Source organism: Halomonas sp. XH26, assembly GCF_024138895.1.
Classification (GTDB): domain Bacteria; phylum Pseudomonadota; class Gammaproteobacteria; order Pseudomonadales; family Halomonadaceae; genus Vreelandella; species Vreelandella alkaliphila.
On the sequence record NZ_CP071889.1, the window covers coordinates 80,338 to 106,347 of the forward strand.

Here is a 26,010-nt window from a genome sequence, read left to right on the forward strand (position 1 = left end):
CGGCAGCGAATCCGTAAAGTACGCATCCGCTGCCGGGGACGCACAGCGTTACCAGCGGTGAATGAAGGTGAAAACCTTCGGTTTGTCAGAGAGTTAGAAGAACTCATCAGCAATATACTGCGATGTCTTCCAACGCTTTTTGAAACGAGCCGCGCCAGAAAGCAACGTTATCTCGCTTTCTTCGCTCACTCGCTTCACTCACTCAAAACAGTGATTGACAAACACTAGGAAATGCGTAGAATACGCCTTCCTCGCTGAGGCAAGCCAGTTCATCGGCTAGCCAGTTACTCCTTCGGAAGTTCAGCAGTGAAAACAGCTCTTTAACAATTTGATCAGGTAATTCATGTGGGCGCTTGCCGATGAGGGTGATAAATCACCAAATATCAAGGCAAGCGGTCATGAGAACGACAGTTTTTAAACGTAAGTTTTTAAACAATAGTTGAATGAATTCGTTTGAACCTTGAGCCAAGTTTGATGCGCTTTTGTTGTTCGTAAACATCACGTTTTCGAGTGACGAGTAAGCATCACAATGATTTTAAACTGAAGAGTTTGATCATGGCTCAGATTGAACGCTGGCGGCAGGCCTAACACATGCAAGTCGAGCGGTAACAGGGGTAGCTTGCTACCCGCTGACGAGCGGCGGACGGGTGAGTAATGCATAGGAATCTGCCCGATAGTGGGGGATAACCTGGGGAAACCCAGGCTAATACCGCATACGTCCTACGGGAGAAAGGGGGCTCCGGCTCCCGCTATTGGATGAGCCTATGTCGGATTAGCTAGTTGGTGAGGTAATGGCTCACCAAGGCAACGATCCGTAGCTGGTCTGAGAGGATGATCAGCCACATCGGGACTGAGACACGGCCCGAACTCCTACGGGAGGCAGCAGTGGGGAATATTGGACAATGGGCGAAAGCCTGATCCAGCCATGCCGCGTGTGTGAAGAAGGCCCTCGGGTTGTAAAGCACTTTCAGCGAGGAAGAACGCCTAGTGGTTAATACCCATTAGGAAAGACATCACTCGCAGAAGAAGCACCGGCTAACTCCGTGCCAGCAGCCGCGGTAATACGGAGGGTGCAAGCGTTAATCGGAATTACTGGGCGTAAAGCGCGCGTAGGTGGCTTGATAAGCCGGTTGTGAAAGCCCCGGGCTCAACCTGGGAACGGCATCCGGAACTGTCAAGCTAGAGTGCAGGAGAGGAAGGTAGAATTCCCGGTGTAGCGGTGAAATGCGTAGAGATCGGGAGGAATACCAGTGGCGAAGGCGGCCTTCTGGACTGACACTGACACTGAGGTGCGAAAGCGTGGGTAGCAAACAGGATTAGATACCCTGGTAGTCCACGCCGTAAACGATGTCGACCAGCCGTTGGGTGCCTAGCGCACTTTGTGGCGAAGTTAACGCGATAAGTCGACCGCCTGGGGAGTACGGCCGCAAGGTTAAAACTCAAATGAATTGACGGGGGCCCGCACAAGCGGTGGAGCATGTGGTTTAATTCGATGCAACGCGAAGAACCTTACCTACTCTTGACATCCTGCGAACTTGTGAGAGATCACTTGGTGCCTTCGGGAACGCAGAGACAGGTGCTGCATGGCTGTCGTCAGCTCGTGTTGTGAAATGTTGGGTTAAGTCCCGTAACGAGCGCAACCCTTGTCCTTATTTGCCAGCGGGTAATGCCGGGAACTCTAAGGAGACTGCCGGTGACAAACCGGAGGAAGGTGGGGACGACGTCAAGTCATCATGGCCCTTACGAGTAGGGCTACACACGTGCTACAATGGCCGGTACAAAGGGTTGCGAGCTCGCGAGAGTCAGCTAATCCCGAAAAGCCGGTCTCAGTCCGGATCGGAGTCTGCAACTCGACTCCGTGAAGTCGGAATCGCTAGTAATCGTGAATCAGAATGTCACGGTGAATACGTTCCCGGGCCTTGTACACACCGCCCGTCACACCATGGGAGTGGACTGCACCAGAAGTGGTTAGCTTAACCTTCGGGAAAGCGATCACCACGGTGTGGTTCATGACTGGGGTGAAGTCGTAACAAGGTAGCCGTAGGGGAACCTGCGGCTGGATCACCTCCTTAAACGATGCATCATCCCTCGCGGTAAGCGCTCACAATGAATTACCTGATCAGAATGCTGTTGATACGCAGTGATAAGCGTTTTCTTTATGTTGAAGAAAGAGAAAAGACCTTTTTGAAGATCTTCTTTAAAGACCTTTCTTTTTCTTTTAACGTGAAAAAAGCACTCGCTTATCACTGCGCATAGCAGTCGCTCTTTAACAATGTATATCATGCTGACATAAACGTTTTAAAACGTTTATACGTAATTGTTTTGTGATACGTCTCAAGCGTATCCGGCAATCGTTATCATTGCGAGATACCAGACTCCTTCGGGTTATAGGGTCAAGCAATGAAGCGCACACGGTGGATGCCTAGGCAGCCAGAGGCGATGAAAGACGTGGAAGCCTGCGATAAGGCTCGGCGAGGTGGCAAACAACCTGTGACCCGGGCATTTCTGAATGGGGAAACCCACTCATCATAAGATGAGTATCTTGCGCTGAATATATAGGCGTAAGAGGCGAACCAGGGGAACTGAAACATCTAAGTACCCTGAGGAAAAGAAATCAACCGAGATTCCCCTAGTAGCGGCGAGCGAACGGGGACCAGCCCTTAAGCATGTGACTGATTAGGCGAATGCGCTGGGAAGCGCGGCCATAGTGGGTGATAGCCCCGTAGTCGAAAATCTGATCATGTGAAATCGAGTAGGTCGGGGCACGAGAAACCTTGACTGAAGACGGGGGGACCATCCTCCAAGGCTAAATACTCCTGGCTGACCGATAGTGAACCAGTACCGTGAGGGAAAGGCGAAAAGAACCCCGGAGAGGGGAGTGAAATAGATCCTGAAACCGTGTGCGTACAAGCAGTAGGAGCAGACTTGTTCTGTGACTGCGTACCTTTTGTATAATGGGTCAGCGACTTATATTCAGTGGCGAGGTTAACCGTTTAGGGGAGCCGTAGGGAAACCGAGTCTTAACTGGGCGACACAGTCGCTGGATATAGACCCGAAACCGAGCGATCTATCCATGAGCAGGGTGAAGGTTGAGTAACATCAACTGGAGGCCCGAACCAGGATCTGTTGAAAAAGATTTGGATGACTTGTGGATCGGAGTGAAAGGCTAATCAAGCTCGGAGATAGCTGGTTCTCCTCGAAAGCTATTTAGGTAGCGCCTCACGTATCACCGCCGGGGGTAGAGCACTGTTTCGGCTAGGGGGTCATCCCGACTTACCAACCCGAGGCAAACTCCGAATACCGGTGAGTGCAAGCGTGGGAGACACACGGCGGGTGCTAACGTCCGTCGTGAAAAGGGAAACAACCCAGACCGTCAGCTAAGGTCCCGAAATCCTGGTTAAGTGGGAAACGATGTGGGAAGGCTCAGACAGCTAGGAGGTTGGCTTAGAAGCAGCCATCCTTTAAAGAAAGCGTAATAGCTCACTAGTCGAGTCGGCCTGCGCGGAAGATGTAACGGGGCTAAACCAGGTACCGAAGCTACGGGTTCACACTATGTGTGAGCGGTAGAGGAGCGTCGTGTAAGCCAATGAAGGTGGATTGAGAAGTCTGCTGGAGGTATCACGAGTGCGAATGCTGACATGAGTAACGATAAAGGGAGTGAAAAACTCCCTCGCCGGAAGACCAAGGGTTTCTGTTCGACGCTAATCGGAGCAGAGTGAGTCGGCCCCTAAGGCGAGGCCGAAAGGCGTAGTCGATGGGAAACAGGTCAATATTCCTGTACCGGACATGATTGCGATGGGGGGACGGAGAAGGCTAGGTGAGCCAGGCGTTGGTTGTCCTGGTGAAAGTGAGTAGGCTGGTATCTTAGGTAAATCCGGGATGCCTTAAGGCCGAGACACGAAACGAACTGACTACGGTCAGGAAGTCATTGATGCCACGCTTCCAGGAAAAGCCTCTAAGCTTCAGATCATGTGCGACCGTACCCCAAACCGACACAGGTGGTCAGGGTGAGAATCCCAAGGCGCTTGAGAGAACTCGGGTGAAGGAACTAGGCAAAATGGTGCCGTAACTTCGGGAGAAGGCACGCCGGCGTAGGGTGACGAGACTTGCTCTCTAAGCCCGAACCGGTCGAAGATACCAGGTGGCTGCAACTGTTTAGTAAAAACACAGCACTCTGCTAACGCGCAAGCGGACGTATAGGGTGTGACGCCTGCCCGGTGCCGGAAGGTTAAATGATGGTGTTAGGATTCGTCCGAAGCTCTTGATTGAAGCCCCGGTAAACGGCGGCCGTAACTATAACGGTCCTAAGGTAGCGAAATTCCTTGTCGGGTAAGTTCCGACCTGCACGAATGGCGTAATGATGGCCACGCTGTCTCCACCCGAGACTCAGTGAAATTGAAATCGCCGTGAAGATGCGGTGTACCCGCGGCTAGACGGAAAGACCCCGTGAACCTTTACTATAGCTTCACACTGGACGCTGATGTTGCCTGTGTAGGATAGCTGGGAGGCTTTGAATCTCGGACGCCAGTTCGAGGGGAGCCAACCTTGAAATACCAGCCTGGCATCATTGGCGTTCTCACTCAGGTCCGTTATCCGGATCGAGGACAGTGTGTGGTGGGTAGTTTGACTGGGGCGGTCTCCTCCCAAAGAGTAACGGAGGAGCACGAAGGTACCCTCAGCACGGTCGGACATCGTGCAGTGAGTGCAAGAGCATAAGGGTGCTTGACTGCGAGACAGACACGTCGAGCAGGTGCGAAAGCAGGTTCTAGTGATCCGGTGGTTCTGTATGGAAGGGCCATCGCTCAACGGATAAAAGGTACTCCGGGGATAACAGGCTGATACCGCCCAAGAGTTCACATCGACGGCGGTGTTTGGCACCTCGATGTCGGCTCATCACATCCTGGGGCTGAAGTCGGTCCCAAGGGTATGGCTGTTCGCCATTTAAAGTGGTACGCGAGCTGGGTTTAGAACGTCGTGAGACAGTTCGGTCCCTATCTGCCGTGGGCGTTGGATGTTTGAGAAGGGCTGCTCCTAGTACGAGAGGACCGGAGTGGACGCACCTCTGGTGTTCCGGTTGTCACGCCAGTGGCATTGCCGGGTAGCTATGTGCGGACGGGATAACCGCTGAAAGCATCTAAGCGGGAAGCCCCCTTCAAGATGAGACATCCCTGAGGCCTAGAGCCTCCTGAAGGGCCCAGCGAGACCAGCTGGTTGATAGGCACGGTGTGGAAGCGCTGCAAGGCGTTGAGCTAACGTGTACTAATGGCCCGTGAGGCTTGACCCTATAACACCCAAGGGGTCTGGTCGTAGTGATAATGAAAACCGGATACGCGCTTCCTGTCAGTAACAGGAGACGAGAGACGACACAAAACATCAGTGACATGTTCAGCATGATATGCATTAAAAGTTACGCCTGACGACCATAGCACGCGTGAACCACCTGATCCCATGCCGAACTCAGAAGTGAAACCGCTTAGCGCCGATGGTAGTGTGGGGTCTCCCCATGCGAGAGTAGGTCATCGTCAGGCACTTATTGAGAAACCCCGGCCATTTGGTCGGGGTTTTGCTTTTTAGGGGTCTCCCCTGGACCCCGTTTGTCGGGAACAAACGGGAACCGCTTTAGCGGGCCCGAAGGGCGAGTCTCAGGATGAGACGAGTAGAGTAGCGGAGCGCCGCCCGGATCATCGTCAGGCACTTATACTAAAAATCCCCCAGGGCTTGCGCCCTGGGGGATTTTTTTTTGCCTAACATTTACCATTCGATAGGCTTGCCAGCCCAATCCCAGAAGCTGCCGGTATCTTCGGGGGTGCGTTGAGACATTACTTTCAATAATTGTTCAGCGACGAAATCAGGTGTAAATAGCTTTTCGCTGGGCACACGAGCCTGGAAAGGTTTCGACAGCGATGTATCTGTGGTGCCTGGGTGCAGGCACAACACAATAGACTGCTTGTTCAGTCGTTTGAGTTCGATGGAGATGGTCTTCATTAACATGTTGTGCGCTGCTTTACTGGCACGGTAGCTGTACCAGCCGCCATGCCCATTATCGCCAATAGATCCAACGCGTGCCGATAAGCTGGCGATGGTAACCGGGTGCTTGCCCTGCAACGATGATTTAAGTGCGCTAATCAATAGGGCAGGTGTGGCTGCATTAACATGCATAACATGAGCGAATGATGCTTCATCTAACTGCTCTAAGCGTTTCTCAGGCTGCACATTACGCGCATCATCATGTAGCGTACCAATAGCATTGAATAGCAGGTGTACCGGGCGACCGTTTAACTGTTGGCAAAGAGTCTCACGGCCTGATTGTGTGGTGATATCGACGTTCACCACCTCAACGGGTGCGCCTTGAAAAGATGGGTCTTGAGAAGCAATAGGTGAACGGCTTACGGCAACGACATTACCCACATGGGTATCGGCAAGCAGCCTCTTAATAATAGCGTTACCTATGCCGCCATTGGCACCGATGACAACAGCGGTAAAGTTTTCTGGAAGGTGGGAAAGCATTCTTCGGCTCCAATTGTGAATATCATTGTTCACATTGAAGCTTCTTGTACAGGTTTTGTCTATGAATGTGCGGAAATACTAGGCAGATGCGTTAAAGCGACCTGGTTGGGCATTGTTGCGCCCATTTGGCTTATAGAGGGTTTTTTCAGCAATTTGGCGAATGTAATCCAGCATTTCCTGGTTATGCTTCATTCTAAGCGATAGCATTTGCCCAGTTAATTCGTTCATGCGTGATACGCGCTCGCTTTTTTCGAGCAAGTTTTCCCAGGTAAGCAAACAGTCTGCATCGTTAGCTGCTTGTTTGGCGCCAAGAGCACCTTCTGCATAGCCAAGCTTTGTTTGCACGCTTCGGCGCAGTGTTTCGATGCGTTCTAGCTCAACTAACAGCGCCTGTTTTTTCAGGGCTAAGGCAGAGAGGGCGTCACCGTCAATGCTGCCTTTAGTGAGCTGTGCTTGTTCATCTGAGAGCAGCAGTACTAATTCATCAAGGCGTTGCAATTGATCTGAGAGCAGTCGTGAAAGACCCATAATAGTTCGCTTATAAATCTTTTAAATTAGCAATTAAGCCATCAGCAATGCGATCCGCGCGAATCTCTAGCTTCCCTTCACGAATAGCTTCGCGAATTTCCTCAACTTTTGCCGTATCGATATCGTGTGAGCTATCCGTATGCGTTTGGCTAAGTTGCGTTGCTGAGCGTGTCGCGCTGTCTGCTTCGGCTGGCTTATTGCCGCCTATTTTCTGTGCTTCATCACGCTGCTGCGCCTGATTAGAACGTAGCAACGGATTAATGTTATCGATTTTCACGTTGTTTGCCTCATCGTCAACGTTGGTGCGGCATGCGCTGTATTACCTATTATCGGCCTGGGTAGTAAGGACTTTAGGCATTAGATTAAAAATCTATCATCAATGTTCCTTGGCCAATGACGCGTGCGGTAACTAGCTCCCGCGTATCAAAGCGCACACGAATACGCTCGCCTTGTGCACCATCAGACAAGGCCTCTCCTTCGCGTGACACTCGGAAACCAGTGCCCTCTGCTATGACAGTGACGCGCTGCCCTCGTTTCACCACTTGAGGCGCTTGAAGATAGTGGGACTGGAAAGTACTGCCGCTTCGAATAGGACGCTGCGCGATCATACCGATAATATCGTCTTGGTCGGTAAGTGCTTGGGCGGCTAGATCCCCAAGATTGCCTTCTCGTGATGTCAGCATATCACTCGTGATGAGCGTGCCCCTATCAATATCCTGCCCAGCCACGGCGTAACTACCAATGATATCAATTTGCGCTTGGATATACCGAACTTGACGACGATTTTCGCCACAGCGCACGCCGACTGAAATTCGCCCAATAGGGGATTGATTAGCATTCGGGAAAAAGGGTTCGGGTGCAATGCACTCAGGTAAATGTGCAGAAGGAGGTGAGATATCAATCATCACCTCCTGCCCAAGCGATTGAGATTCTTGATAAAGGAACTGCTGAACGGTATCCATCAGCAGTTGGTTATTCGCATGCGCGTGAAATGAAAAGCCAAGGCTGAGCAGTGATAGGCAGAGTATTTGCTTAAGAGTTGCCAGATAGGGTCGCGTTGGGCGCAGCGGGTGTGGCATGGGAAAGTCGCTCAATCGAAGGGAAGCAGATGGTAATCATCAACCGTGCAGTGTAGTGCAAAAGTACCCTGTGCATCATATGAAATGCTGGTGTAAACGGCAGCTGTTCCATGCTTTAGGCTGACGATGCGAAGCATATTATTCATCATCAATAATATCCGCTTTAATTTGCCTCTCAGCGAACGAGGATTGGCATGATTGATCAGCTTGAATCTGCCTTTAACTATCACCAGCAGGCACTGGGCTTGCGTCAAGCGCGTCATGACGTGCTGGCAGCCAATATTGCCAATGCCGATACGCCTAACTATAAAGCGCGCGATCTCGATTTTGCCAGTGAGTTAAAGAAGGCCGTTGCGGGCAGCCAGCCACAGCAGCAGCAAAATGGCGCATTGCCGCTCGCACGAACCTCAGAACGTCATCTGCAAGGTGAAGGCCCTGCATGGCGGGGTGTAGGCAGTGCAGAGCTGCTTTATCGCATCCCCGATCAGCCCAGCTTGGATGGCAACACGGTCGATATGGATCGTGAGCGGACACAGTTTGCAGACAATGCTGTTCGTTACCAAGCCGCACTAACCATCATGAATCGCCGAATTCAGGGCCTGAAAAACGCGATGCAGCCGGAATAACCGAGCGGTAGGAGAAAGTAATCTATGTCGATGTTTTCAGCCTTTGATATTGCTAGTTCTGCCATGAGCGCCCAGGCGCAGCGTATGAATGTTACCGCTAGCAATATGGCCAATGCCGACAGCATTGCAGGCCCTGATGGAGAGACCTATCGGGCCAAACAAGTGATGTTTGAAACCCAAGCGCACAATAATCGATATGGCGTCGGTGGTGTACGTGTCACTGAGGTAGTTGAAGACGACGCTCCGCTACGTCTGCAATACATGCCAAACCATCCTGCTGCGGATGAAGAAGGCTATGTCGCCAAGCCCAATGTTGAACCCGTGCATGAAATGGTCAACATGATCTCGGCGTCGCGTTCCTATCAAGCCAACGTAGAAGTGTTCAACACAACGAAGCAGATGATGGTGCAGACGCTATCACTGGGTGAGGGTTAATTATGAGTACAATCGACCCGGCAACACTTTCGGCAATTAATGGCGGCGGCAGTGCTTCCCAGTTAAAGCAGAGCGCGTCAGATGAGTTGCGTAGCAGTTTTCTAACGCTACTGATTACTCAGCTACAGAATCAAGATCCGCTGAATCCGATGGAAAATGCGGAAATGACCTCCCAGATTGCACAAATTAATACGGTAAGTGGGATTGAAGAGCTGAACACCACTTTGCAAAGCATTACTAGCCAAATGGATGCCAACCAAGCACTGCAAGCAAGTGGCTTGATTGGCCAAGGTGTGATGGTGCCTGGCAACAAGGTCATGCTAGAGCAGGATAGTGAAGGAAAACCCTACACGACACCGTTTGGTATTGAGCTTGCTAAACCCGCCGACCAGCTTACCGCGGTGATTGTTGGCCAAGGTGGCGAAGTGATTAGACGCTATAACTTAGGTGCGGTAGAAGCTGGTGTGCAGTCTTTCCAGTGGGACGGTAAAAACGAACAGGGCGAAGCCGCTGCCAGTGGCCGTTATACGGTTCAGCTAGAGGCTCAAGATGCTGAGGGTGAAACACTAGACTCAACCGCATTGAATTATGCGGTTGTTAATAGTGTGACCCCTAACGATGGTAGTGGAAATATTCAGCTGGATTTAGGGGCTGTTTACGGACAGGTTCAGTTGAATCAGATCAAACAAATTCTTTGATTTAGACGCCTAAATCACTCTCTAGGAGAATGTAATGAGCTTTTCTCAAGCTTTAAGTGGTTTAAATGCACAGTCTGAAAACTTAAAAATTCTAGGCAACAATATTGCCAACTCACAAACTGTGGGGTTTAAAAGTTCGGGTGCTATTTTTGCTGATGTTTTTGCTGGAGCAAACAGCCAAGTAGGCCTTGGTGTTAAAGTAGCTAATGTTCGTCAAGATTTTACTGCTGGTGATTTAGAGTCTACTGGACGTACGTTGGACCTTGCTGTGGCGGGCGAAGGCTTCTACCGCGTTGAGCAGTCAAGTGGAGAAGCCGCCTACACACGTAACGGCCAGTTTAGTCAAGATAATGAAGGTTTCCTGGTTAACTCTTCAGGCCAACGTCTCACAGGCTATGGGCTTTCTGATATCAATGATCCGTTTTCGGAAGTCATTGCTGGCGGCGCGCCTCAGGCATTGCGTATTCCCGCAGATGATATTCCTGCCCAAGAAACTGGGCGTACCACGGCTACTTATAATTTAGACGCTAGTGTTGTTGCCACCGAAAATAAACAAACGGCAGTGCTTTATGATCAGTTTGGTACTACTGATCCGGCCAATGAAGTAGAAGTGGAATATCACTTCTCTAATAGTTTTACGGTTTACGACTCTCTGGGTAATGCTCGAAATGTCTCCACGTATTATACCAAAACCGGGGATAATACATGGAATGTTCAAGTCGCTAGGGATGGTGTTAAGTTAGATGATAGCAATAATGACTTTACATTAACGTTTGACGCTAATGGCAATCTTGAAAGAGATGCCAATAACAATATTATTGGTGTTGGTGGCGGTGAGGAAGTCAACTTTACTTTCCCTGCCGACGATCTGGGCGGAGCTGAAGAATTAGATTTTACTTTCAATTTAGTGGGTACTACTCAGTTTAACAACACATCGATCCAGAACACATTGACGCAAGATGGTTACTCTTCAGGTAGCTTGGCGGGCTTAGAAATTACTCGCGATGGCAGAGTTATCCGTATCTTTACGAACGAACAGCGTCGCGATGCTGGCCAAGTAGTGTTGGCCAACTTTGCAAACGAAGAAGGTCTTCAGCCGATTGGTGATAATGCTTGGCGTGAAACCAATGCCTCTGGCGTTGGCATCATTGGAACAGCGGGCACTGGCGTTTTCGGCACCATTGAGTCGGGCGTGCTTGAAAACTCTAACGTTGATCTGGCGAAGCAACTGGTTGACACGATTGTTTCCCAGAGAGCCTACCAAGCGAACTCAACGTCTATCAGCACCCAGGACGAGCTCCTGCAGACCATTATTAACCTGTAGTCACTCGTGATAATGGCGTGATGCTGCGCTAAGGAGTCAGTTGTGGATCGTATGCTATACACCGCCATGAGCGGCGCCAAACACACAATGGACCAGCAGGCAGTGGTTAGCAATAACCTGTCGAATGTGTCTACCGCAGGCTTTCGCGCTCAGTTGCAAGCTGCGCGTTCAGTCCCGGTAGAGGGCGCTGGGCTACTCGACACGCGGGTATCGGCGGTGACGACCACCCCAGGCACCGATTTTTCGCAGGGCCCTATTGAACGTACGGGTCGAACCCTCGATATCGCGATGCAGGATGATGCCTGGATGGCGGTGCTTGGCGAGGACGGCAATGAGGCGTACACCCGCCGGGGTGACCTGCAGTTGGATAGTGATGGCGTACTGCTTAGTGTTGGGCGCCCGGTAATGGGGGAAGGTGGCCCCATTGCCTTGCCCCAAGGCGCGCAAGTATCCATTGGTGCGGACGGCACCATCAGTGCTATTCCCCAGGGTGAGGGGCCTGCGGCACTGGTTGATGTCGGCCGCATCAAGCTAGTCACGCCCGATGAACAGGCGTTGACGCGCGGTGAAGATGGCCTGTTTCGCGGGCCTGTGAATGAGGAAGGCGTCGCCGCCGTGCTTCCCGGTGATGAAGATGCCCGAATTGTCAGTGGTGCACTAGAGGGCAGTAACGTCAGTGCCGTAGATGCCATGGTGTCTATGATTGATGTTGCCCGCCGTTACGACATGCAAATGAAAATGCTCAGCACGGCGGACGAGAATGCTCAGCGCGCTAACAGCATTTTATCTATTCAGGGCTGATAGCAGCCACTCAGCCAAGGGAACACGCTTATGATTAAGTCCTTGTGGACGGCCAAGACGGGACTGGAGTCTCAGCAAACCAAACTAGATGTTATTTCCAATAACCTAGCGAACGTGAGCACAAACGGGTTTAAACGTTCCCGTCCTGTGTTTGAAGATCTGCTCTATCAAAATATGCGCCAGCCCGGAGCGCAAAATAATATTCAGGATCGCCTGCCTTCTGGCATGCAAATAGGTACCGGTGTGCGTGCGGTGGCGACTGAACGCCTGCATACCCAAGGCGGTCTTGAAGAAACCAGTAACTCCCGCGATCTGGCGATCAGTGGAGAAGGCTTTTTCCAAGTGTTATTGCCTGATGGCACCGTTGGCTACACCCGCGACGGCAGCTTTCAGCTCAATGAAAACGGCCAAATGGTGACCGCCAATGGTTACCCATTAGAGCCTGCCATTTTTGTTCCTGCTAACGCGCTGTCGGTCACGATTGGTGAAGATGGTACGGTCAGCGTACGCCAACCTGGTATCGCTCAAGATGCCGATATTGGCCAGATCAATGTGGCATCGTTTATTAATCCAGCAGGCCTGGAGAGCGTTGGCGGTAACTTGTACTTGGAAACCGGTGCCTCGGGCGCGCCCAACCAAAATGTCCCCGGTAATAACGGTGCTGGCAGGTTATTCCAAGGCTATGTAGAAACCTCAAACGTGAATGTGGTTGAGGAGATGGTCAATATGATTCAAACCCAACGCGCCTACGAAATTAATAGTAAGGCGGTATCGACCAGCGACGAAATGTTAGCGCGCTTGAGTCAGCTCTAACGTTATTGATGAATAGGGCTTACTAAATCGGGCTTACTAACAGGTCGCATTATGTTGGATTTACACGCTGCTTCACGTCGTTTTTTGTTAGTTGGCCTTGCGCTGTTTATTTTATTTGCGGCTGGTTGCGCGCAAATTCCGCGAGCCTCGGTGGTGGGTGAGCAAGAGCAAATTACGATTGTGGATCGACCGCCGCCGATCGCTAATGGCTCCATTTATCAAGCGCGCCGCGGTTATCAGCCGCTATTTGAAGATCGTCGCCCACGATCCATTGGCGATATTTTGACCATTGTGCTTGATGAAGAGGTGAGTGCTAGCAAGAACGCCCGTTCTAATGCGGATCGTTCGGGTAATGCCAACCTAGAGCTTGCGCAACTGCCCGATGCGTTGGATACATTGGCCGAGTATGGTTTCGATGTGTCGGGAGCGAGTGACTTTGCGGGTGGAGGCGGATCTCAGGCCAATAATACCTTCACGGGCACCATCACCGTATCGGTATTAGAAGTGATGAATAACGGCAACTTGCGGGTACGCGGCGAAAAGCAGATCGCGATTAACCAGGGAACAGAATTCATTCGTTTCTCTGGGGTGGTTAACCCACGCACAATTACCGCGCAAAACACCGTGCCTTCAACCCAAGTGGCAGACGCAAGAATTGAGTATGTGGGTGATGGCTATATCAATGAGGCTCAGCACATGGGCTGGTTACAGCGTTTTTTCTTAAATGTATCGCCGTTTTAAGTTAGTCACTCGGCCCGCTAACAGAGACCTATCATGGCTATGCAGTTAAACCGTTATCGTGGTGTTAAGCACTGGCTACGTTGTGTCGCTATGTTCACGGCACTCTTTGCCGTTAGTTGTGTACTGGCAATGCCTGCCGCAGCGGAACGGGTGCGTGAACTATCAAGCTTTGCCGGGGTGCGCGATAACCAGTTGGTTGGCTACGGCTTGGTCGTGGGGCTGGATAGCACCGGCGACCAAACCACCCAGGCGCCGTTTACCAGCCAAAGCTTGACGAACATGCTCTCTCAGTTAGGCGTTACGGTGCCGGCAGGTACTAACTTACAGCTGCGCAACGTTGCTGCGGTCATGGTCACCGCTGACTTACCGCCGTTCTCACGCCCAGGTCAGCGCTTGGATATCGTGGTGTCTTCGATTGCCAACGCTCGCAGCTTACGTGGCGGAACGCTATTAATGACCCCACTGAAAGGTGCCGATGGTGATACCTATGCCATCGCACAGGGCAATATGCTAGTGGGTGGCGCAGGTGCTCAATCAGGCGGCAGCAGTGTCCAGATCAATCAGCAAGCATCCGGCCGCATTCCTAATGGGGCGTTGGTTGAGCGGGAAGTGCCGCTAAATCTTGGCGGTAACGGCGGACGATTAGAGTTACAGCTTAATGAGTCAGATTTTGGCACGGTACAACGCATGGTAACGGCCATTAATAACGAATTTGGCCAGTCGGTAGCGTATGCGCGCAATGGGCGGGTGATCGCACTTGATGGCCCGATGGATGAAAACGCCCGGGTTAACTTTATGGCACGTGTAGAAAATGTGCAGGTGACACCCATGGAGGCGCCCGCGCGGGTCGTACTCAATGCGCGGACGGGGTCCGTCGTCATGAATAGCGCTGTCACCCTACGCCAAGCAGCCGTTGCCCACGGCAACCTCTCTATCATGATTGATACCCAGTTTGGGGTTAGTCAGCCAGCTCCCTTTGGTGAAGGTGAAACGGTGGTTGTGCCCAATACGGATATTGAAATTGAGCAGCAGGAAGCATTTCTACAAATCGTAGAAGGTGCCCAATTGAATGAAGTGGTCAATGCACTCAATGCCTTGGGAGCCACACCGCAAGATTTAATGTCGATTCTTGAAGCGTTGAAGGCCTCCGGATCGCTTCGCGCAGAGCTTGAGGTTATTTAAATGAGCATTGGCGATATGACCAGCCAATTCGCGCTGGACATGAACGGCTTTCAGCGCTTACAGCACAACGCTCGAGTGGATCCTGATGCCGGTGTGCACGGCGCTGCGCAGCAGTTTGAAGCCCTGTTTGTGCAGATGATGATGAAAAGCATGCGCGATGCTACTCCTTCTTCAGGTCTGTTGAGCAGTTCGACAACCGATACTTACCAGCAGATGCTGGATCAGCAGTGGTCGCAAGTGATCTCGTCTAAAGGTATGGGATTGGCGGATATGCTGGTGGAACAGCTGCAGCGCCAAGGGGCGGTCAATCATAAGTCAGATAGCGCTGACCAAGAGCTGCAAGCGCTGATTGCGGGCATACCACGTGGTACCCCAAGGGTGTTGGATGAGCCACTGCAGCCGAATCGCGGTGGTTATGCGCCAGCATCGGGTAATGGGCGGTTCTTAGCTGAACTAGACGCGATTAGCCAACAGCCAGCCGCTGAAAGCAATGCCAGCATGGCATCGACAGCTGCCTCCTCCGTTACGCCCACTTCCGCCGCGACACCTGCCAGTTTTAGCCAGGCACCAGATCACGTTCAGCGCTTCTTAACGACGTTAGCGGCTCCAGCCCAGGCTGCTAGTGATGCCACCGGTGTGCCAGCTGAGCTTATTTTGGCACAAGCAGCGTTGGAAACAGGCTGGGGACGCCATGAAATTGCCACGCAACACGGCGGCAATAGCCACAACTTGTTTGGTATTAAGGCGGGCAGTCACTGGCAGGGCAAGACGACCGATATCGTCACCCATGAGTATATTGATGGCCGTCGTACCCAGGTCGTGGACTCTTTCCGCGTCTATGACTCGTTTGAGCATGCGTTCACCGACTATGCCAATTTGATCGGCAACAATCCGCGCTACGCGGGCGTCGTGCAGGCCGCTGATGCGCAACAAGCCGCCCATGAACTACAGCGGGGCGGTTATGCGACGGACCCACACTATGCCAATAAACTAGTTGCCGTCATGAATACCATGGGGCCGATCGCAACGGGGCGCGATTTTCTCGCAGATTCCCGTTAACGTGTGATTCAAGTTTTTCTGCGCACTGCCGATAGACATCTTATCGGCCTAAGGAATTGACCATGAGCATGTTTTCAATCGGCTTAAGCGGCCTTAATGCGGCGCAGAATGCCCTCAGCACCACCAGTAACAATATCAGTAACGTTTATACGCCTGGGTATAATCGTGAGCTGGCTCAGCTTGGCCAAGGGTCTGTGGGAGGCGGCGTTAAGATCAACAGTATCGAGCGCCAGTTTAATACGTATGTCTCGAGCCAGCTTAACAGCGCCAAGACCCAATCAAGCGCACTGGCGACTTACCACAACCAAGTCACCCAAATTGATAACTTGCTTGCGGATCGAGAAGCGGGCTTGTCGCCGTTAATGCAGTCGTTTTTCTCCTCTTTGGAAGATTTGGCCAGTGCGCCAGCGGATCCTGCTGCTCGCCAAGGCGTTGTTGGCTCGGCCAATACACTCAGCGCCCAATTCCGTTCTTTTGACGGTTATCTGCAAGATATGCAGAGCAATATTAATAGCCAAGTCAAAGATGAAGTTATTCAGATAAATAACACGACTGAACAAATTGCCGGCCTGAATCGCGAAATTGCGCTTGCCCGTGCACGTAGCGGCGAAGCGCCCAATAGCCTGTTGAACCAGCGCGATCATTTGATTTCTGAGCTCAATGAACGCATGGATATACGCCTAAATATACAGGATGGGAAAAGCTACAACCTCAGTTTGCCGAATGGTCAGCCGTTAGTAACGGGGACCAGCGCGTTTAAGCTTGAAGCTGTGCAATCAGACGCTGATCCACAGCGTACCGTGGTGGCTTATCGTGATGGTGGAGGTGGCGTAACTCAGTTGGGAGAGTCAGCGATTAAAGGTGGCGCCCTGGGTGGTCTGATGACATTCCGTTCAGAAACGCTGGATAAAACTCAGAACCAAATTGGCCAGCTGGCGGTTTCTCTTTCAGTGGCGTTTAACGAGCAGCACAAGCAGGGTGTCGATCTGGATGGCGAGCAAGGTGGCGATTTTTTTGCCGTGCGTGCTCCCCAAACGTTTAGCCATGAGAAGAACAGTGGCACAGCCGTCATTGAGTCTGCCGAGTTTGATATCGACACGATTGACCAGCTGCGCGCGACGGATTACACCGTTCGCTTTGAAGATGGTGCTCCAACCGTTACGCGTAACGATAACGGAGCAACAGTAGATGATGTTGACTGGGACGCGGGAACGGGTGCGCTAACGTTTGGTGGCGTAGCACTTACGATTAGCGGCACGCCTAACAATGGTGACCGTTTTGAAGTGCAGCCGGTGCGCCGGGGCGCAAGTGACATGGATGTCACCATCAAAGAGCTAGACCGTATCGCTGCTGGTACACCAGTGAATCCTGAAGACGACCCTGCCGACTGGGTAGCGACGGGTGCAGGTGATAACCGCAATGCTTTGGCATTACAGGACTTACAGCAAAAAGCCATCGTGGGAGGTAGTGCATCGGTGAGCGGCGCATATGGCGTCATTGTCAGCGATGTGGGTAACCGTACCAATATTACCCAGGTGAATTTAGATGCTCGACAAGGGTTAACTGATCAATTGAAAGCAGTGCAGCAATCTGAGTCAGGCGTCAATCTTGATGAAGAAGCGGCTAACTTGATTCGCTATCAGCAGTATTACCAAGCGAATGCGCGCGTGATTGATACCGCGGGTGCCATTATGGACACCATCTTGAATCTACGGAACTAATAAGGAGCTTAGGCGATGCGTATTAGTACGGTCACCATGTTTGAGCAGAGCACGGCTTCTATTAACCGTCAGCAAAGTGACTTTTTGAAAGTTAGTCAGCAAATTGCCAGTGGCCGTCGCGTGGTTAATCCTTCCGATGATCCGCAGGCAGCATCACGCGCTGTCGGCGTTGATCAATCCAGAGCGATGAACCAGCAGTTTTCAGACTCTCGGGTTTCGGCACGAAATTCACTGTCGCAAACTGAGAGCATTCTTAACAGTGTCAGTGATGCCGTTACTAGTGCTAAAACGCTGTTGATTCAAGCCTCTAGCGATACGCTAAGCGATGTGGATCGTGAGTCCATTGCCAGTGATCTAAAAGGCATTTACGAAACGATGCTGGGGCAGGCGAATGCCACTGATGGCAATGGCCGCTACTTATTCGGCGGCTATAAAGATAACGCCCCGCCGTTTGTTAAATCGGCAGACGGCAATGTGGAATATAACGGTGATAACAGTTCACGCCTGCAACGTGTCGATGCCTCGCGTTTGATGCCCGTTGCTGAAAATGGCGCCACGATTTTTCAGGGCGTCCCCAGCGGTGCTGGCTATATCGCTGAAGCCAATGCAGGAAACCAGGGGGGCGTTACCTTCAACGGTCCTCAGCTTACGGATGTTAACGATCCAGGCTATGGCGACAGCTACCGTGTCGTGTTCAGTGAAGATGCAGCGCTGGATAGCGGCATCAGCTATCAAGTGCAACGTTTTAGCGACGGCGCCTGGCAGGAAGACGCTGCTGATTTGGTGGCTAGTGGTGAATATGTCGGCGACGGTCAGCAACTTAGTTTTGGTGGGATTAATGTCACACTTACCGGCAGCGCCGAGCCTGATGATGAAATCCTGATTGCCCAGGCGGGCAGTGAGCAGCGTGGTGCGGATCTGTTTCGCACCATGGAAGCAGCAATTAGCGTACTAGAAACGCCTGCCCAAAGCACCGCGGAAAAAGCGGCGTTGCGCAATACGCTGAATACGTCGATGCGTGATCTTGATAATGCGCTCGATAACGTGCTGACCGTTCGTGCTTCTGCGGGTGCTCGGCTGAATGAGCTGGATGTGATTGATGCGGTAGGCAGCAACCGAAAGCTTAACTATGAGCAAACCCTGTCTGACTTGGTCGATTTGGATTACGCCGAAGCGATTTCTGAATATAGTCTGCGGCAAGTAGGCCTTCAGGCGGCTCAGAAAGCATTCGTCGATATTAGAGGCATGTCGTTGTTCGACTATATGTAAAACGGCCACTCTTTAGTAACTCATGAGGTCGCATTAAAAAAGGCCCCAACCTCTAGCGGTAAGCTTAGGGTTGGGGCCTTTTTGCTGGTGCGCTTTGAACATTAGCCTAACGGCGCCATGGTCTCGATCAAGCTCTGCATAAATGCCAGGCCCTGGCTAAAGAGCTGTTGTAAAAAGCGGCCGATATCTGTCATTAACACCATCAACAGGATAAGCCCAACGGTTAATGAGGCGGGGAAGCCGATATTGAATACCGTCAGCTGTGGCGCTGAGCGGTTGAGAATGCCGAGCGCTAAGTTAATGATCAACAGTGAACCGACCAGCGGTAGCGCAAGCAGCATACCTGAAGCAAAAATAGTTCCCGCATAGCGCGCCAGCAGCTCAAATGCATTCGGGTTTAAGGCGCCAATGCCGATGGGTAGCGTTTCAAAACTCATTATCAATGTTTCTAACACCATCAGGTGGCCATTCATGGCAAGAAACATCAACAGCGTAATCATATAAAGGATACGCGATAGCACCATGATATTGGTGCCGCTCGACATATCGAAAAAGCTGGCAAACGCCAAGCCCATCTGCAAGCCGATAAACTCCCCGGCAGCCTGAACCACGGCGAAAATAATATGCATGACTAAGCCAATAGCAACGCCTATCAGCAACTGCTCAATCATGATACCTACGCTTGCCCACGACACGATGGGAACATCAGGCATGGCAGGCAATATAGGGGCAATGACAATAGCAATGATAGCTGCCAGCGCCACCTTGGCCTGATTCGGAACGCTGGAATGGCCCCATAGAGGCGAGGCCGCCATAAAGGCAGTAATACGTGCAAATGGCCAAAAGAAAGCCACTAACCACGCCTGTAGCTGGGCGAACGTCACCTCCACCATAGCGTTACATCACCATGCTGGGAATATTGGAGAAGAGGCGATGCGTGAAATCGGTGATCAAACCAATTAGCCAGGGCCCGGCAAGTACCAGGACGGCAAAGACGGCTAATATTTTGGGAATGAAGGTCAGTGTCATTTCATTTATTTGGGTCGCTGCCTGGAACAAGCTAATGATAAGGCCGGTGAAAAGGGCAGCCAGCAGCATAGGGCCAGCAAGAAAAAGCGTTACCCGCATGCCTTGGTAAGCAATGCTCATCACCATTTCTGGGGTCATGGATACTCCTGGTCGCTGAACGCGACGCTCAAATCATGTAAAAGCTTTCTGCTAGCGAGCCAATAATCAACTGCCAGCCATCAACCAATACAAACAGCATGAGCTTAAAGGGCAGTGAAATCGTGATCGGTGGCACCATCATCATGCCGAGTGCCATCAGTGTGCTTGCAACCACTAAGTCGATAATCAGAAAGGGAATAAAAATAGTAAAACCAATCTGAAATGCAGTTTTGAGCTCACTGGTGACAAAGGCAGGCAGTAAGACCCGCATAGGCAGCTCTTCGGGGCCTTGCATCGGACCTACATCTGCTAAACGAACAAACAGGGCTAAATCAGGCTCGCGGGTTTGGGCGAGCATGAATTCACGAAACGGTTGCTGAGCGCGCAGTAAGAACTCTTCAAAATTGATCGTTTCATTAGTGAGCGGCATCCAAGCGGTGTCGTACACTTGGTTTAAAACAGGCGACATAATAAAAAACGTCAAGAAAAGCGCGATACCCAATAAAACCTGGTTTGGTGGTGTTGCCTGGGTACCCATGGCTGTTCTAAGCAAGCTAAGTACAATAATGATGCGCGTAAAACTGGTCATCATGAGTAGCATGGCTGGCAAAAAAGCCAGAGAGCTTAAAAATAGCAGCGTTTGTAACGACAGCGACCACTGCTGACCACCATTATCCAAAGGCTGAGAAACCAGCCCAGGAAGCTGCTGTGCATGAGCAGGTAGAACAAATAAGCAGCAGACGATCGTGGCAAGTATTAGCCACCAACGCCGCCCATAAGGCCAAGCGAAGTGCATCTCGAATCTCATGGTGTGTGGTTTGAATCAGAGGCGGTAGGGGGCTGGTGATCGTGCTTGCTCCGGCTGGTGGCAATTGCCTGGGCTAAACGCTGAGAAAAACGCGAAGGAGCCTCGGCGGGCGACGCAGTGGAGCGATCCGTCGGCGCAGGGCGTTCATGCAGTTTCGTTATTCGCCCATTGCTAACGCCGACGACCAGCCAAGTGTCCTCAATCTCAACCACGACAATACGCTCGCGATTGCCTACCGCGGTGTTGCCCACAATTTTTAAGTGGGCACCATGATGATGACGGGCGGTTTGCCAGCGTTTCAGCACCGCTGTGCACAGCAGAATAATGGCTATGACCAGAGCGAGTGCCGCTGCTGTTTTGCCGAGTGCTGCCATGCCTATTAAGGCATCACCGCTGCCGCTTATGGCATCAAGTGAGGAGCTTGATGAAGAAGAGGAAGCGACGCTCATCGGTTGAGTTTATGAATGCGCTCAGAGGGGGTAATAATCTCTGTGATGCGAATGCCGTATTTATCATCCACCACAACCACTTCCCCTTGGGCGATTAAATAGCCATTGATCAAAATATCCATGGGCTCGCCAGCGAGACCTTCCAACTCAATCACCGACCCCTGGGCAAGTTCAAGCAGTTGCTTGATGGTCAGCTTGGTACGGCCTAACTCCACCGTCAGCTTGACCGGGATATCCATGATCATTTCCAAGTCGCGAGACTCGGCATGGCCACTTTCAGCGCTTAACGGACGAAATACTTCATCGCTTGCTGGTTTAGCAACAGGCGCTTCTGGCTCAGCTTCGCTGCTTGAGGCATCTGCTTCCTCAGCGGCTTCTTGCTCGGCCATGGCCGCTGCCCATGGGTCTTCTTCACCTGCGGCATCGGCACTTGAACTGGGTTCTTCTTGCTCAGACATGGCGTCCGCCCAATCATCATCAGAGACCTTTTGATCGGGTTTATTTGGATCAGTCATGCTTTGGGTTCCTTGGCTTTCTGTCGCGTTGAACCTTTAATAAAGTCCTTGGACGATAGGTTATTCATAGCGGCATGGTCGATCATACGTAGCACGCGTAATGCACGTTGCTGCTGTTGGCTCCCGTACTCGCACTCCATCACCGGGACACCGTCGACACGAGCGGTGATCGTATTGGGAATATCCATGGGCAATACATCGCCCTTTTTAAGCCCCATTACGTGGGCAATGCGGCTGGGTATTTGGGCAAATTCAGCGACTAACTCAACTTCTGATTGGCGAAGTTCGTTCGCCATGCGCCGTGACCATGTGCCATCGTGGTCATGGTTGCTGTCATTAATCGGGTTGGCGAGCAAATCCCTAAGCGGTTCAATCATGGCGTAGGGCATGCAAATCTGGAAGTTGCTCGACAGGTTGCCCACTTCAATATTGAACTTGGTGTTCACCACAATCTCGTTGGGCGAGTTGGTGATGTTGGCAAATTTGGATTGCACTTCGGAGCGTAAAAAAAACACTTCTAGCGGATAAACAACCTTCCACGCCTCTTGGTAGGCATCAATGGCCAAGTTGAGCAGGCGTTGGATAATACGCTGCTCGGTATTGGTGAATTCACGGCCATCCGATTTCGTCACGAAACGACCATCGCCACCAAACAGGTTATCCACCACCATAAACACCAGGTTAGGTGGAAAGACCACCAGGGCCGATCCGCGCAGCGGCTTCATTGATACAAGGTTCAAGTTAGTGGGTACTGGAACATTGCGCGAAAAGTCGCTAAAGCTCTGGTAACGCACCGACTCAACGGTGATATCGGCACTGCGCCGTATCAAGTTGAATAGACCATTGCGGAAGTAGCGTGCAAAACGCTCATTAATAAAGTCTAACGCGTGCAAGCGCTCACGAATCACTCGATGCTGTGTCGCGGGATCGTAGGGGCGAACGCGAACTTCCTCTTGTGTGGACGATGACGGAGCAGCAGGCTCATCATCTCCACTGACGCCCTTTAGTAAGGCATCAATTTCTTCCTGGGACAGTAGATCGTCCTGTGACATGAACGGCTCCAGTTCCCGGGTTATTGCACAATGAATTCGGTAAACAGCACTTCCCGTAAGTCGAGGGGAGGCTGGTTTTCAGTAAGCGGGACACTCAAGCGGTTGATGATTGCTTGGGCCAGCGCTTCTTTCCCTTCGGTGGACGTTAATTCATTAGCCTGTTTGCCTGATAATAAAATCAGCAAGCGGCTACGCACCTGGGGCATGTGTTCTTCAATAATCGCCTTACTTTGCTCGTTGCCAACCCGAAGCGTAATGCCGGTATAAAGCAAGCGAGAGCCATAACGATCATCTGCCAGATTGACAGTAAACGGGTCAATACGTGTGAAAACAGGTGGTACATGCTCAACTTCTTGCTGTACTTCGTCGTTTCCAGCATTGCCGCCGCGCTGATCCAGTACTAAATAAATAGCTGCCGCGGCACCTGCCGACGAAAGCAGTACCAATACAATCATTATCCAAAGCAGTTTTTTAGATCCGCCGCTTGCTTCTGCCATTTGCTGTTCCCATAAATTTCACCCGTAACACTAGCCAAGCATTATGCCTAACGCTGTTACAGGTGATGAAATGAACAAGCTCATTGGATGAGCCTATCTTTTGGTTTAGTTAAGTGATGCTGTGAGTCTCAGTGTCGTCACACTCAACGCTAACTCCTGAATTAAGCATTAAGCATAGAGATCTACACGGCCATCTTGGCTGCCTTGGACATCCACCTCAGTAGGTGAAGGGCCACTATCGTTACCTAACTCACCGCCTCGATTGCCAGCTGCTTTTCCTGGCGTTTGCTGGGCAAAAGCCTGCTCGTTCGGGTTCTGCTGTTCGCCCACAGAGGTTTCGCCTAATGAAATACCCTGTTCAGCAAGTGCTTCACGCAGTTGAGGAATGGCTTGCTCAATAGCCTGACGAACAGGTGCGTGTGACGATAAAAAGTGTGCTTGTGTGCCCTGTTCGGTCACCTTGAGCGTGATCGATAATGGCCCTAGCTCAGCAGGGTGAAGCTGCATTTTAACCTGGTGCTCACCGCCACGCTGAGCAAACTGAATTAACTGCTGCCCTAACTGGGAAGGCCAAGCGGGACTGTTAAGCGGCGTGTTTAAGGTCGCTGTCGCTGGGCTGTTGGGCATTGCTTGGCTTTGTGATGTCAGCGATGCAGGTAACACCTGCTCACTGCCTTTGCTCGCGCCACTGGTGACACTCGCCGTCTCTGCCTCAGCGAATAGGCTGGCCACCGCGTCAGCATTCACCGCTGGCGCTAGTGCAGTATTGAGCGGAGACAGCGCATGCATGCCTGGCTGCATGCTCGTAAACGGTTGGGCAGGAATGGTTTCCAGCGATGCCGCAAGTGTCGGGGTGTTAACAGGCGTGGTAGCCGCTTCTGCTGGCAACGCCTTAACGCTTGATGGGGTTGGGCGCGGGGCGTTGGTGACGCCAACTGCTTGCTGTGCTGTGGCTGCTAGGGCACTGGGTAGTGAGGAGCCAACCGCTGACTGAGCCAGCTCACCCGTATTGTTGGGTAGCGTTGTGGCTGAACTAGTGGCCGAACTATTGGCAGGCAACGGCGGCATGACTAATGCAGCAGCGTTGGTTGACGCTTGTGTCATTGCTTGTGATGTTTCTGCAACGACGCGCTCGCCTGCTTGGGCTACCTGCCCATCTCGCGGAACAACGCTAGCGGGAGTGCCTTGCAGCGTGGCGGCGGTGCCATTAGCAGTTACAGGCGGCAATAAGGTTGCTGAGCCAGCGCTGGGTGCCGATGAAAGACCCTGTGGCGATCCACTGGTTGGCGTGGAAAGCGCTGGCTGTGCCGTTGTTTGCGTTGCCGTTGCTTGTATCGTCGGCTGCGGTGTTAAGGCCACTCTTTCGCCGGTTAACGCTACCTGCCCATCTTGCGGAGCAGCGCTAGCGGGAGTGCCTTGCAATGTAGCAGCGGTGCTATTAGCAGTTACAGGCGGCAATAAGGTTGCTGAGACAGCGTTGGGTGTCGGTGAAAGACCCTGTGGCGATCCACTGGTTGGCGTGGAAAGCGCTGGCTGTGCAGTTGCTGGTGTCGTTGTCCTTGGTGCTTCAACTGCGGCTCTTTCGCCCGTTTGGGCTACCTGCCCGCCACGTGGAGCAGCGCCAGTGGGGGCATCTTGTAGCGTGACGGTGGTGCTATTGGCAATTAACGGCGGCAACACGGATGCTGAGCCAGCGCTGGGTGCCGATGAAAGACCCTGTGGCGATCCATTGGTTGGCGTGGAAAGCGCTGACTGTGCCGTTGCTTGCGGCGCCATTGGTTGTGATGCTGTTGCTTGTGTCGTTGTCCGTGATGTTTCTGCAACGACTCTTTCGCCTGTTTGGGCTACCTGAACGTCACGTGGAGCAGCGCTAGCGGGAGTAACTTGCAATGTAGCGGCTTGGTCGTTAGCAGGCGGCACTGCAGATGAAACGGCGCTATTGGTGTCCATTGCAGTAGTTGCTTGTGCTGTCGCAGGCTGATTGGCGGTCAGTGCTTGAGTGTGTTCTTGGCCTTGTGACCGTGCTAGTGGAGTAGGCTCCGTGGCTAACACGTGATCAGACAGCGCCGCAGGCATCGCGAGGGTTGTGCGATCAAGGAAAGAAGTGGCGGCAGTTAATGTGTTGGCAGACGCAAGCTGGTCGGGTGACGTCTGGGTCGTCGCCTTGCTTAAGCCTGTTGCTGCTGAGGGCGTCGCAGGGTTAGTAGGCTGTGCATTGGAACCCGCAGCGTTGGTTGCGGTTGGCGGCGTAGAATATGACGCGATGAGGGCTAAGCGCGACGCGACTTCTTCGATAGTAACCCGCGTGGTTGTCTGGGTCGTCTCAGTGCCTTCGCTAGCAGGCGACGAAGAAGCCTGTTCTGGTGTCCGGACTTGTTCTTGCGCTGCTGATGCCATTTCTAGCGTTTGAGCCGGCGCAACGCTATCGGCACCAGAAGAGAAGATGTCGGCAGTTTGCCCCTGAGCGCTTACGGTGGCGACTATGTTCGACAGTGTTTCCTCATCCAGCTCACTATCAAATGATGCTAGTTGTTTAACGATATCGCTCAGTGGAACTGTGGGTGTGTTTTCTGCCGGGGTGTCAGTGAGGGTGCGGGCCTGATAGCTTGCAGCCTGCGTAAACGCCTGGAGAAACATGCCTTGCGTCGCACGAGGAGAGCCTGGGGCTGCAGAAGAGCTTGATGACGAGTTAGCTCCCTGGCCCTGCATTGATAGCAATAGCTCAATAGTCATAAATAC

General features: G+C 52.0%; 23 protein-coding genes and 3 rRNA genes. 14 read left to right on the forward strand and 12 right to left on the reverse strand.

All coding sequences use genetic code 11. The annotated features are described in order from the left end of the window. Positions 1-537 precede the first annotated feature (537 nt). From J4377_RS00350 to rrf, 3 genes are all read left to right on the forward strand, one after another. Positions 538-2,072, forward strand: a 16S ribosomal RNA gene (locus tag J4377_RS00350). 319 nt (positions 2,073-2,391) lie between these two features. After that, positions 2,392-5,284 (forward strand): 23S ribosomal RNA (locus J4377_RS00355). A gap of 128 nt (positions 5,285-5,412) precedes the next feature. Beyond that, positions 5,413-5,528, forward strand: a 5S ribosomal RNA gene (gene rrf, locus J4377_RS00360). The 16S, 23S and 5S rRNA genes sit together here, the layout of an rRNA operon. A 223-nt stretch (positions 5,529-5,751) precedes the next feature. Here the strand turns inward: rrf and J4377_RS00365 are convergent. From J4377_RS00365 to flgA, 4 genes are all read right to left on the reverse strand, one after another. Then, positions 5,752-6,507 (reverse strand): SDR family NAD(P)-dependent oxidoreductase, encoded by a 756-nt coding sequence (locus tag J4377_RS00365; RefSeq protein WP_009724008.1) that lies wholly within the window; start codon positions 6,505-6,507, stop codon positions 5,752-5,754. 78 nt (positions 6,508-6,585) lie between these two features. Beyond that, positions 6,586-7,035 (reverse strand): flagella synthesis protein FlgN, encoded by a 450-nt coding sequence (locus J4377_RS00370; RefSeq protein WP_038480115.1) that lies wholly within the window; start codon positions 7,033-7,035, stop codon positions 6,586-6,588. 10 nt (positions 7,036-7,045) lie between these two features. Further along, positions 7,046-7,312, reverse strand: coding sequence for a flagellar biosynthesis anti-sigma factor FlgM (flgM, locus tag J4377_RS00375; protein ID WP_038480118.1), 267 nt, complete (start codon positions 7,310-7,312; stop codon positions 7,046-7,048). Positions 7,313-7,397: 85 nt separating this feature from the next. After that, positions 7,398-8,114, reverse strand: coding sequence for a flagellar basal body P-ring formation chaperone FlgA (gene flgA / locus J4377_RS00380; protein WP_051626404.1), 717 nt, complete (start codon positions 8,112-8,114; stop codon positions 7,398-7,400). A gap of 194 nt (positions 8,115-8,308) precedes the next feature. Between flgA and flgB the strand changes: the two genes are divergently transcribed. The 11 genes from flgB to flgL all read left to right on the forward strand — a co-directional run bounded on the left by flgB (position 8,309) and on the right by flgL (position 18,783). Continuing rightward, entirely contained in the window at positions 8,309-8,740 is a 432-nt protein-coding gene (gene flgB, locus J4377_RS00385; protein WP_038480121.1) for a flagellar basal body rod protein FlgB, read from the forward strand. A 24-nt stretch (positions 8,741-8,764) separates the two neighbouring features. Beyond that, positions 8,765-9,175: a flagellar basal body rod protein FlgC gene (gene flgC, locus J4377_RS00390; RefSeq protein ID WP_038480124.1), complete on the forward strand. Its 411-nt coding sequence runs from the start codon at positions 8,765-8,767 to the stop codon at positions 9,173-9,175. 2 nt (positions 9,176-9,177) lie between these two features. Further along, positions 9,178-9,873: a flagellar hook assembly protein FlgD gene (locus J4377_RS00395; protein ID WP_038480127.1), complete on the forward strand. Its 696-nt coding sequence runs from the start codon at positions 9,178-9,180 to the stop codon at positions 9,871-9,873. Between the two features lie 34 nt (positions 9,874-9,907). After that, positions 9,908-11,197 carry a flagellar hook protein FlgE gene (flgE, locus tag J4377_RS00400; RefSeq protein WP_253486373.1) on the forward strand — a complete coding sequence of 430 codons (1,290 nt, stop codon included), beginning with the start codon at positions 9,908-9,910 and terminating at the stop codon, positions 11,195-11,197. 42 nt (positions 11,198-11,239) lie between these two features. After that, the gene (gene flgF / locus J4377_RS00405) at positions 11,240-11,998 is read left to right on the forward strand and encodes a flagellar basal-body rod protein FlgF (protein ID WP_038480133.1); all 759 of its coding nucleotides are present in this window, start codon (positions 11,240-11,242) and stop codon (positions 11,996-11,998) included. A gap of 30 nt (positions 11,999-12,028) precedes the next feature. Next, positions 12,029-12,811, forward strand: coding sequence for a flagellar basal-body rod protein FlgG (gene flgG, locus J4377_RS00410; protein WP_038480136.1), 783 nt, complete (start codon positions 12,029-12,031; stop codon positions 12,809-12,811). A 51-nt stretch (positions 12,812-12,862) separates the two neighbouring features. After that, positions 12,863-13,552: a flagellar basal body L-ring protein FlgH gene (locus tag J4377_RS00415; protein ID WP_253486374.1), complete on the forward strand. Its 690-nt coding sequence runs from the start codon at positions 12,863-12,865 to the stop codon at positions 13,550-13,552. Positions 13,553-13,591: 39 nt separating this feature from the next. Then, positions 13,592-14,734, forward strand: coding sequence for a flagellar basal body P-ring protein FlgI (locus J4377_RS00420; RefSeq protein WP_301271694.1), 1,143 nt, complete (start codon positions 13,592-13,594; stop codon positions 14,732-14,734). Further along, positions 14,735-15,793: a flagellar assembly peptidoglycan hydrolase FlgJ gene (flgJ, locus tag J4377_RS00425; protein WP_253486375.1), complete on the forward strand. Its 1,059-nt coding sequence runs from the start codon at positions 14,735-14,737 to the stop codon at positions 15,791-15,793. A gap of 62 nt (positions 15,794-15,855) precedes the next feature. Continuing rightward, positions 15,856-17,514, forward strand: coding sequence for a flagellar hook-associated protein FlgK (flgK, locus tag J4377_RS00430; protein WP_038480144.1), 1,659 nt, complete (start codon positions 15,856-15,858; stop codon positions 17,512-17,514). Between the two features lie 15 nt (positions 17,515-17,529). Further along, positions 17,530-18,783, forward strand: a complete 1,254-nt coding sequence (flgL, locus tag J4377_RS00435; RefSeq protein WP_083000298.1) for a flagellar hook-associated protein FlgL — start codon at positions 17,530-17,532, stop codon at positions 18,781-18,783. A 101-nt stretch (positions 18,784-18,884) separates the two neighbouring features. Here the strand turns inward: flgL and fliR are convergent, their stop codons facing one another. From fliR to J4377_RS00475, 8 genes are all read right to left on the reverse strand, one after another. Next, complete coding sequence (gene fliR, locus J4377_RS00440) at positions 18,885-19,676, reverse strand: flagellar biosynthetic protein FliR (RefSeq protein WP_120385965.1); 792 nt, start codon at positions 19,674-19,676, stop codon at positions 18,885-18,887. Between the two features lie 4 nt (positions 19,677-19,680). Further along, entirely contained in the window at positions 19,681-19,950 is a 270-nt protein-coding gene (gene fliQ, locus J4377_RS00445) for a flagellar biosynthesis protein FliQ (RefSeq protein ID WP_038480153.1), read from the reverse strand. Between the two features lie 28 nt (positions 19,951-19,978). After that, the gene (fliP, locus tag J4377_RS00450) at positions 19,979-20,746 is read right to left on the reverse strand and encodes a flagellar type III secretion system pore protein FliP (protein ID WP_038480156.1); all 768 of its coding nucleotides are present in this window, start codon (positions 20,744-20,746) and stop codon (positions 19,979-19,981) included. A gap of 8 nt (positions 20,747-20,754) precedes the next feature. Further along, entirely contained in the window at positions 20,755-21,207 is a 453-nt protein-coding gene (gene fliO / locus J4377_RS00455; protein ID WP_120385964.1) for a flagellar biosynthetic protein FliO, read from the reverse strand. Then, the gene (fliN, locus tag J4377_RS00460; protein ID WP_038480160.1) at positions 21,204-21,722 is read right to left on the reverse strand and encodes a flagellar motor switch protein FliN; all 519 of its coding nucleotides are present in this window, start codon (positions 21,720-21,722) and stop codon (positions 21,204-21,206) included. The genes fliO and fliN overlap by 4 nt, the downstream gene beginning before the upstream one ends. Continuing rightward, positions 21,719-22,774, reverse strand: a complete 1,056-nt coding sequence (gene fliM, locus J4377_RS00465) for a flagellar motor switch protein FliM (protein WP_038480163.1) — start codon at positions 22,772-22,774, stop codon at positions 21,719-21,721. The genes fliN and fliM overlap by 4 nt, the downstream gene beginning before the upstream one ends. A 20-nt stretch (positions 22,775-22,794) precedes the next feature. Then, the gene (gene fliL, locus J4377_RS00470; protein ID WP_038480166.1) at positions 22,795-23,271 is read right to left on the reverse strand and encodes a flagellar basal body-associated protein FliL; all 477 of its coding nucleotides are present in this window, start codon (positions 23,269-23,271) and stop codon (positions 22,795-22,797) included. A 168-nt stretch (positions 23,272-23,439) separates the two neighbouring features. Beyond that, positions 23,440-26,004 carry a flagellar hook-length control protein FliK gene (locus J4377_RS00475; RefSeq protein ID WP_253486376.1) on the reverse strand — a complete coding sequence of 855 codons (2,565 nt, stop codon included), beginning with the start codon at positions 26,002-26,004 and terminating at the stop codon, positions 23,440-23,442. Positions 26,005-26,010 lie beyond the last annotated feature (6 nt).

What these genes read in the sequence shown, in the direction of transcription:
- flgJ (WP_253486375.1), top strand. Translation starts at nt 14,735, where the DNA reads ATGAGCATTGGCGATATGACCAGCCAATTCGCGCTGGACATGAACGGC.
- fliN (WP_038480160.1), bottom strand. Translation starts at nt 21,722, where the DNA reads ATGACTGATCCAAATAAACCCGATCAAAAGGTCTCTGATGATGATTGG.
- fliQ (WP_038480153.1), bottom strand. Translation starts at nt 19,950, where the DNA reads ATGACCCCAGAAATGGTGATGAGCATTGCTTACCAAGGCATGCGGGTA.
- J4377_RS00415 (WP_253486374.1), top strand. Translation starts at nt 12,863, where the DNA reads ATGTTGGATTTACACGCTGCTTCACGTCGTTTTTTGTTAGTTGGCCTT.
- J4377_RS00365 (WP_009724008.1), bottom strand. Translation starts at nt 6,507, where the DNA reads ATGCTTTCCCACCTTCCAGAAAACTTTACCGCTGTTGTCATCGGTGCC.
- J4377_RS00395 (WP_038480127.1), top strand. Translation starts at nt 9,178, where the DNA reads ATGAGTACAATCGACCCGGCAACACTTTCGGCAATTAATGGCGGCGGC.
- flgC (WP_038480124.1), top strand. Translation starts at nt 8,765, where the DNA reads ATGTCGATGTTTTCAGCCTTTGATATTGCTAGTTCTGCCATGAGCGCC.
- J4377_RS00370 (WP_038480115.1), bottom strand. Translation starts at nt 7,035, where the DNA reads ATGGGTCTTTCACGACTGCTCTCAGATCAATTGCAACGCCTTGATGAA.
- fliM (WP_038480163.1), bottom strand. Translation starts at nt 22,774, where the DNA reads ATGTCACAGGACGATCTACTGTCCCAGGAAGAAATTGATGCCTTACTA.
- fliO (WP_120385964.1), bottom strand. Translation starts at nt 21,207, where the DNA reads ATGAGCGTCGCTTCCTCTTCTTCATCAAGCTCCTCACTTGATGCCATA.
- flgA (WP_051626404.1), bottom strand. Translation starts at nt 8,114, where the DNA reads ATGCCACACCCGCTGCGCCCAACGCGACCCTATCTGGCAACTCTTAAG.
- fliL (WP_038480166.1), bottom strand. Translation starts at nt 23,271, where the DNA reads ATGGCAGAAGCAAGCGGCGGATCTAAAAAACTGCTTTGGATAATGATT.
- J4377_RS00420 (WP_301271694.1), top strand. Translation starts at nt 13,592, where the DNA reads ATGCAGTTAAACCGTTATCGTGGTGTTAAGCACTGGCTACGTTGTGTC.
- flgL (WP_083000298.1), top strand. Translation starts at nt 17,530, where the DNA reads ATGCGTATTAGTACGGTCACCATGTTTGAGCAGAGCACGGCTTCTATT.
- J4377_RS00475 (WP_253486376.1), bottom strand. Translation starts at nt 26,004, where the DNA reads ATGACTATTGAGCTATTGCTATCAATGCAGGGCCAGGGAGCTAACTCG.
- flgE (WP_253486373.1), top strand. Translation starts at nt 9,908, where the DNA reads ATGAGCTTTTCTCAAGCTTTAAGTGGTTTAAATGCACAGTCTGAAAAC.
- fliP (WP_038480156.1), bottom strand. Translation starts at nt 20,746, where the DNA reads ATGCACTTCGCTTGGCCTTATGGGCGGCGTTGGTGGCTAATACTTGCC.
- fliR (WP_120385965.1), bottom strand. Translation starts at nt 19,676, where the DNA reads ATGGTGGAGGTGACGTTCGCCCAGCTACAGGCGTGGTTAGTGGCTTTC.
- flgG (WP_038480136.1), top strand. Translation starts at nt 12,029, where the DNA reads ATGATTAAGTCCTTGTGGACGGCCAAGACGGGACTGGAGTCTCAGCAA.
- flgK (WP_038480144.1), top strand. Translation starts at nt 15,856, where the DNA reads ATGAGCATGTTTTCAATCGGCTTAAGCGGCCTTAATGCGGCGCAGAAT.
- flgB (WP_038480121.1), top strand. Translation starts at nt 8,309, where the DNA reads ATGATTGATCAGCTTGAATCTGCCTTTAACTATCACCAGCAGGCACTG.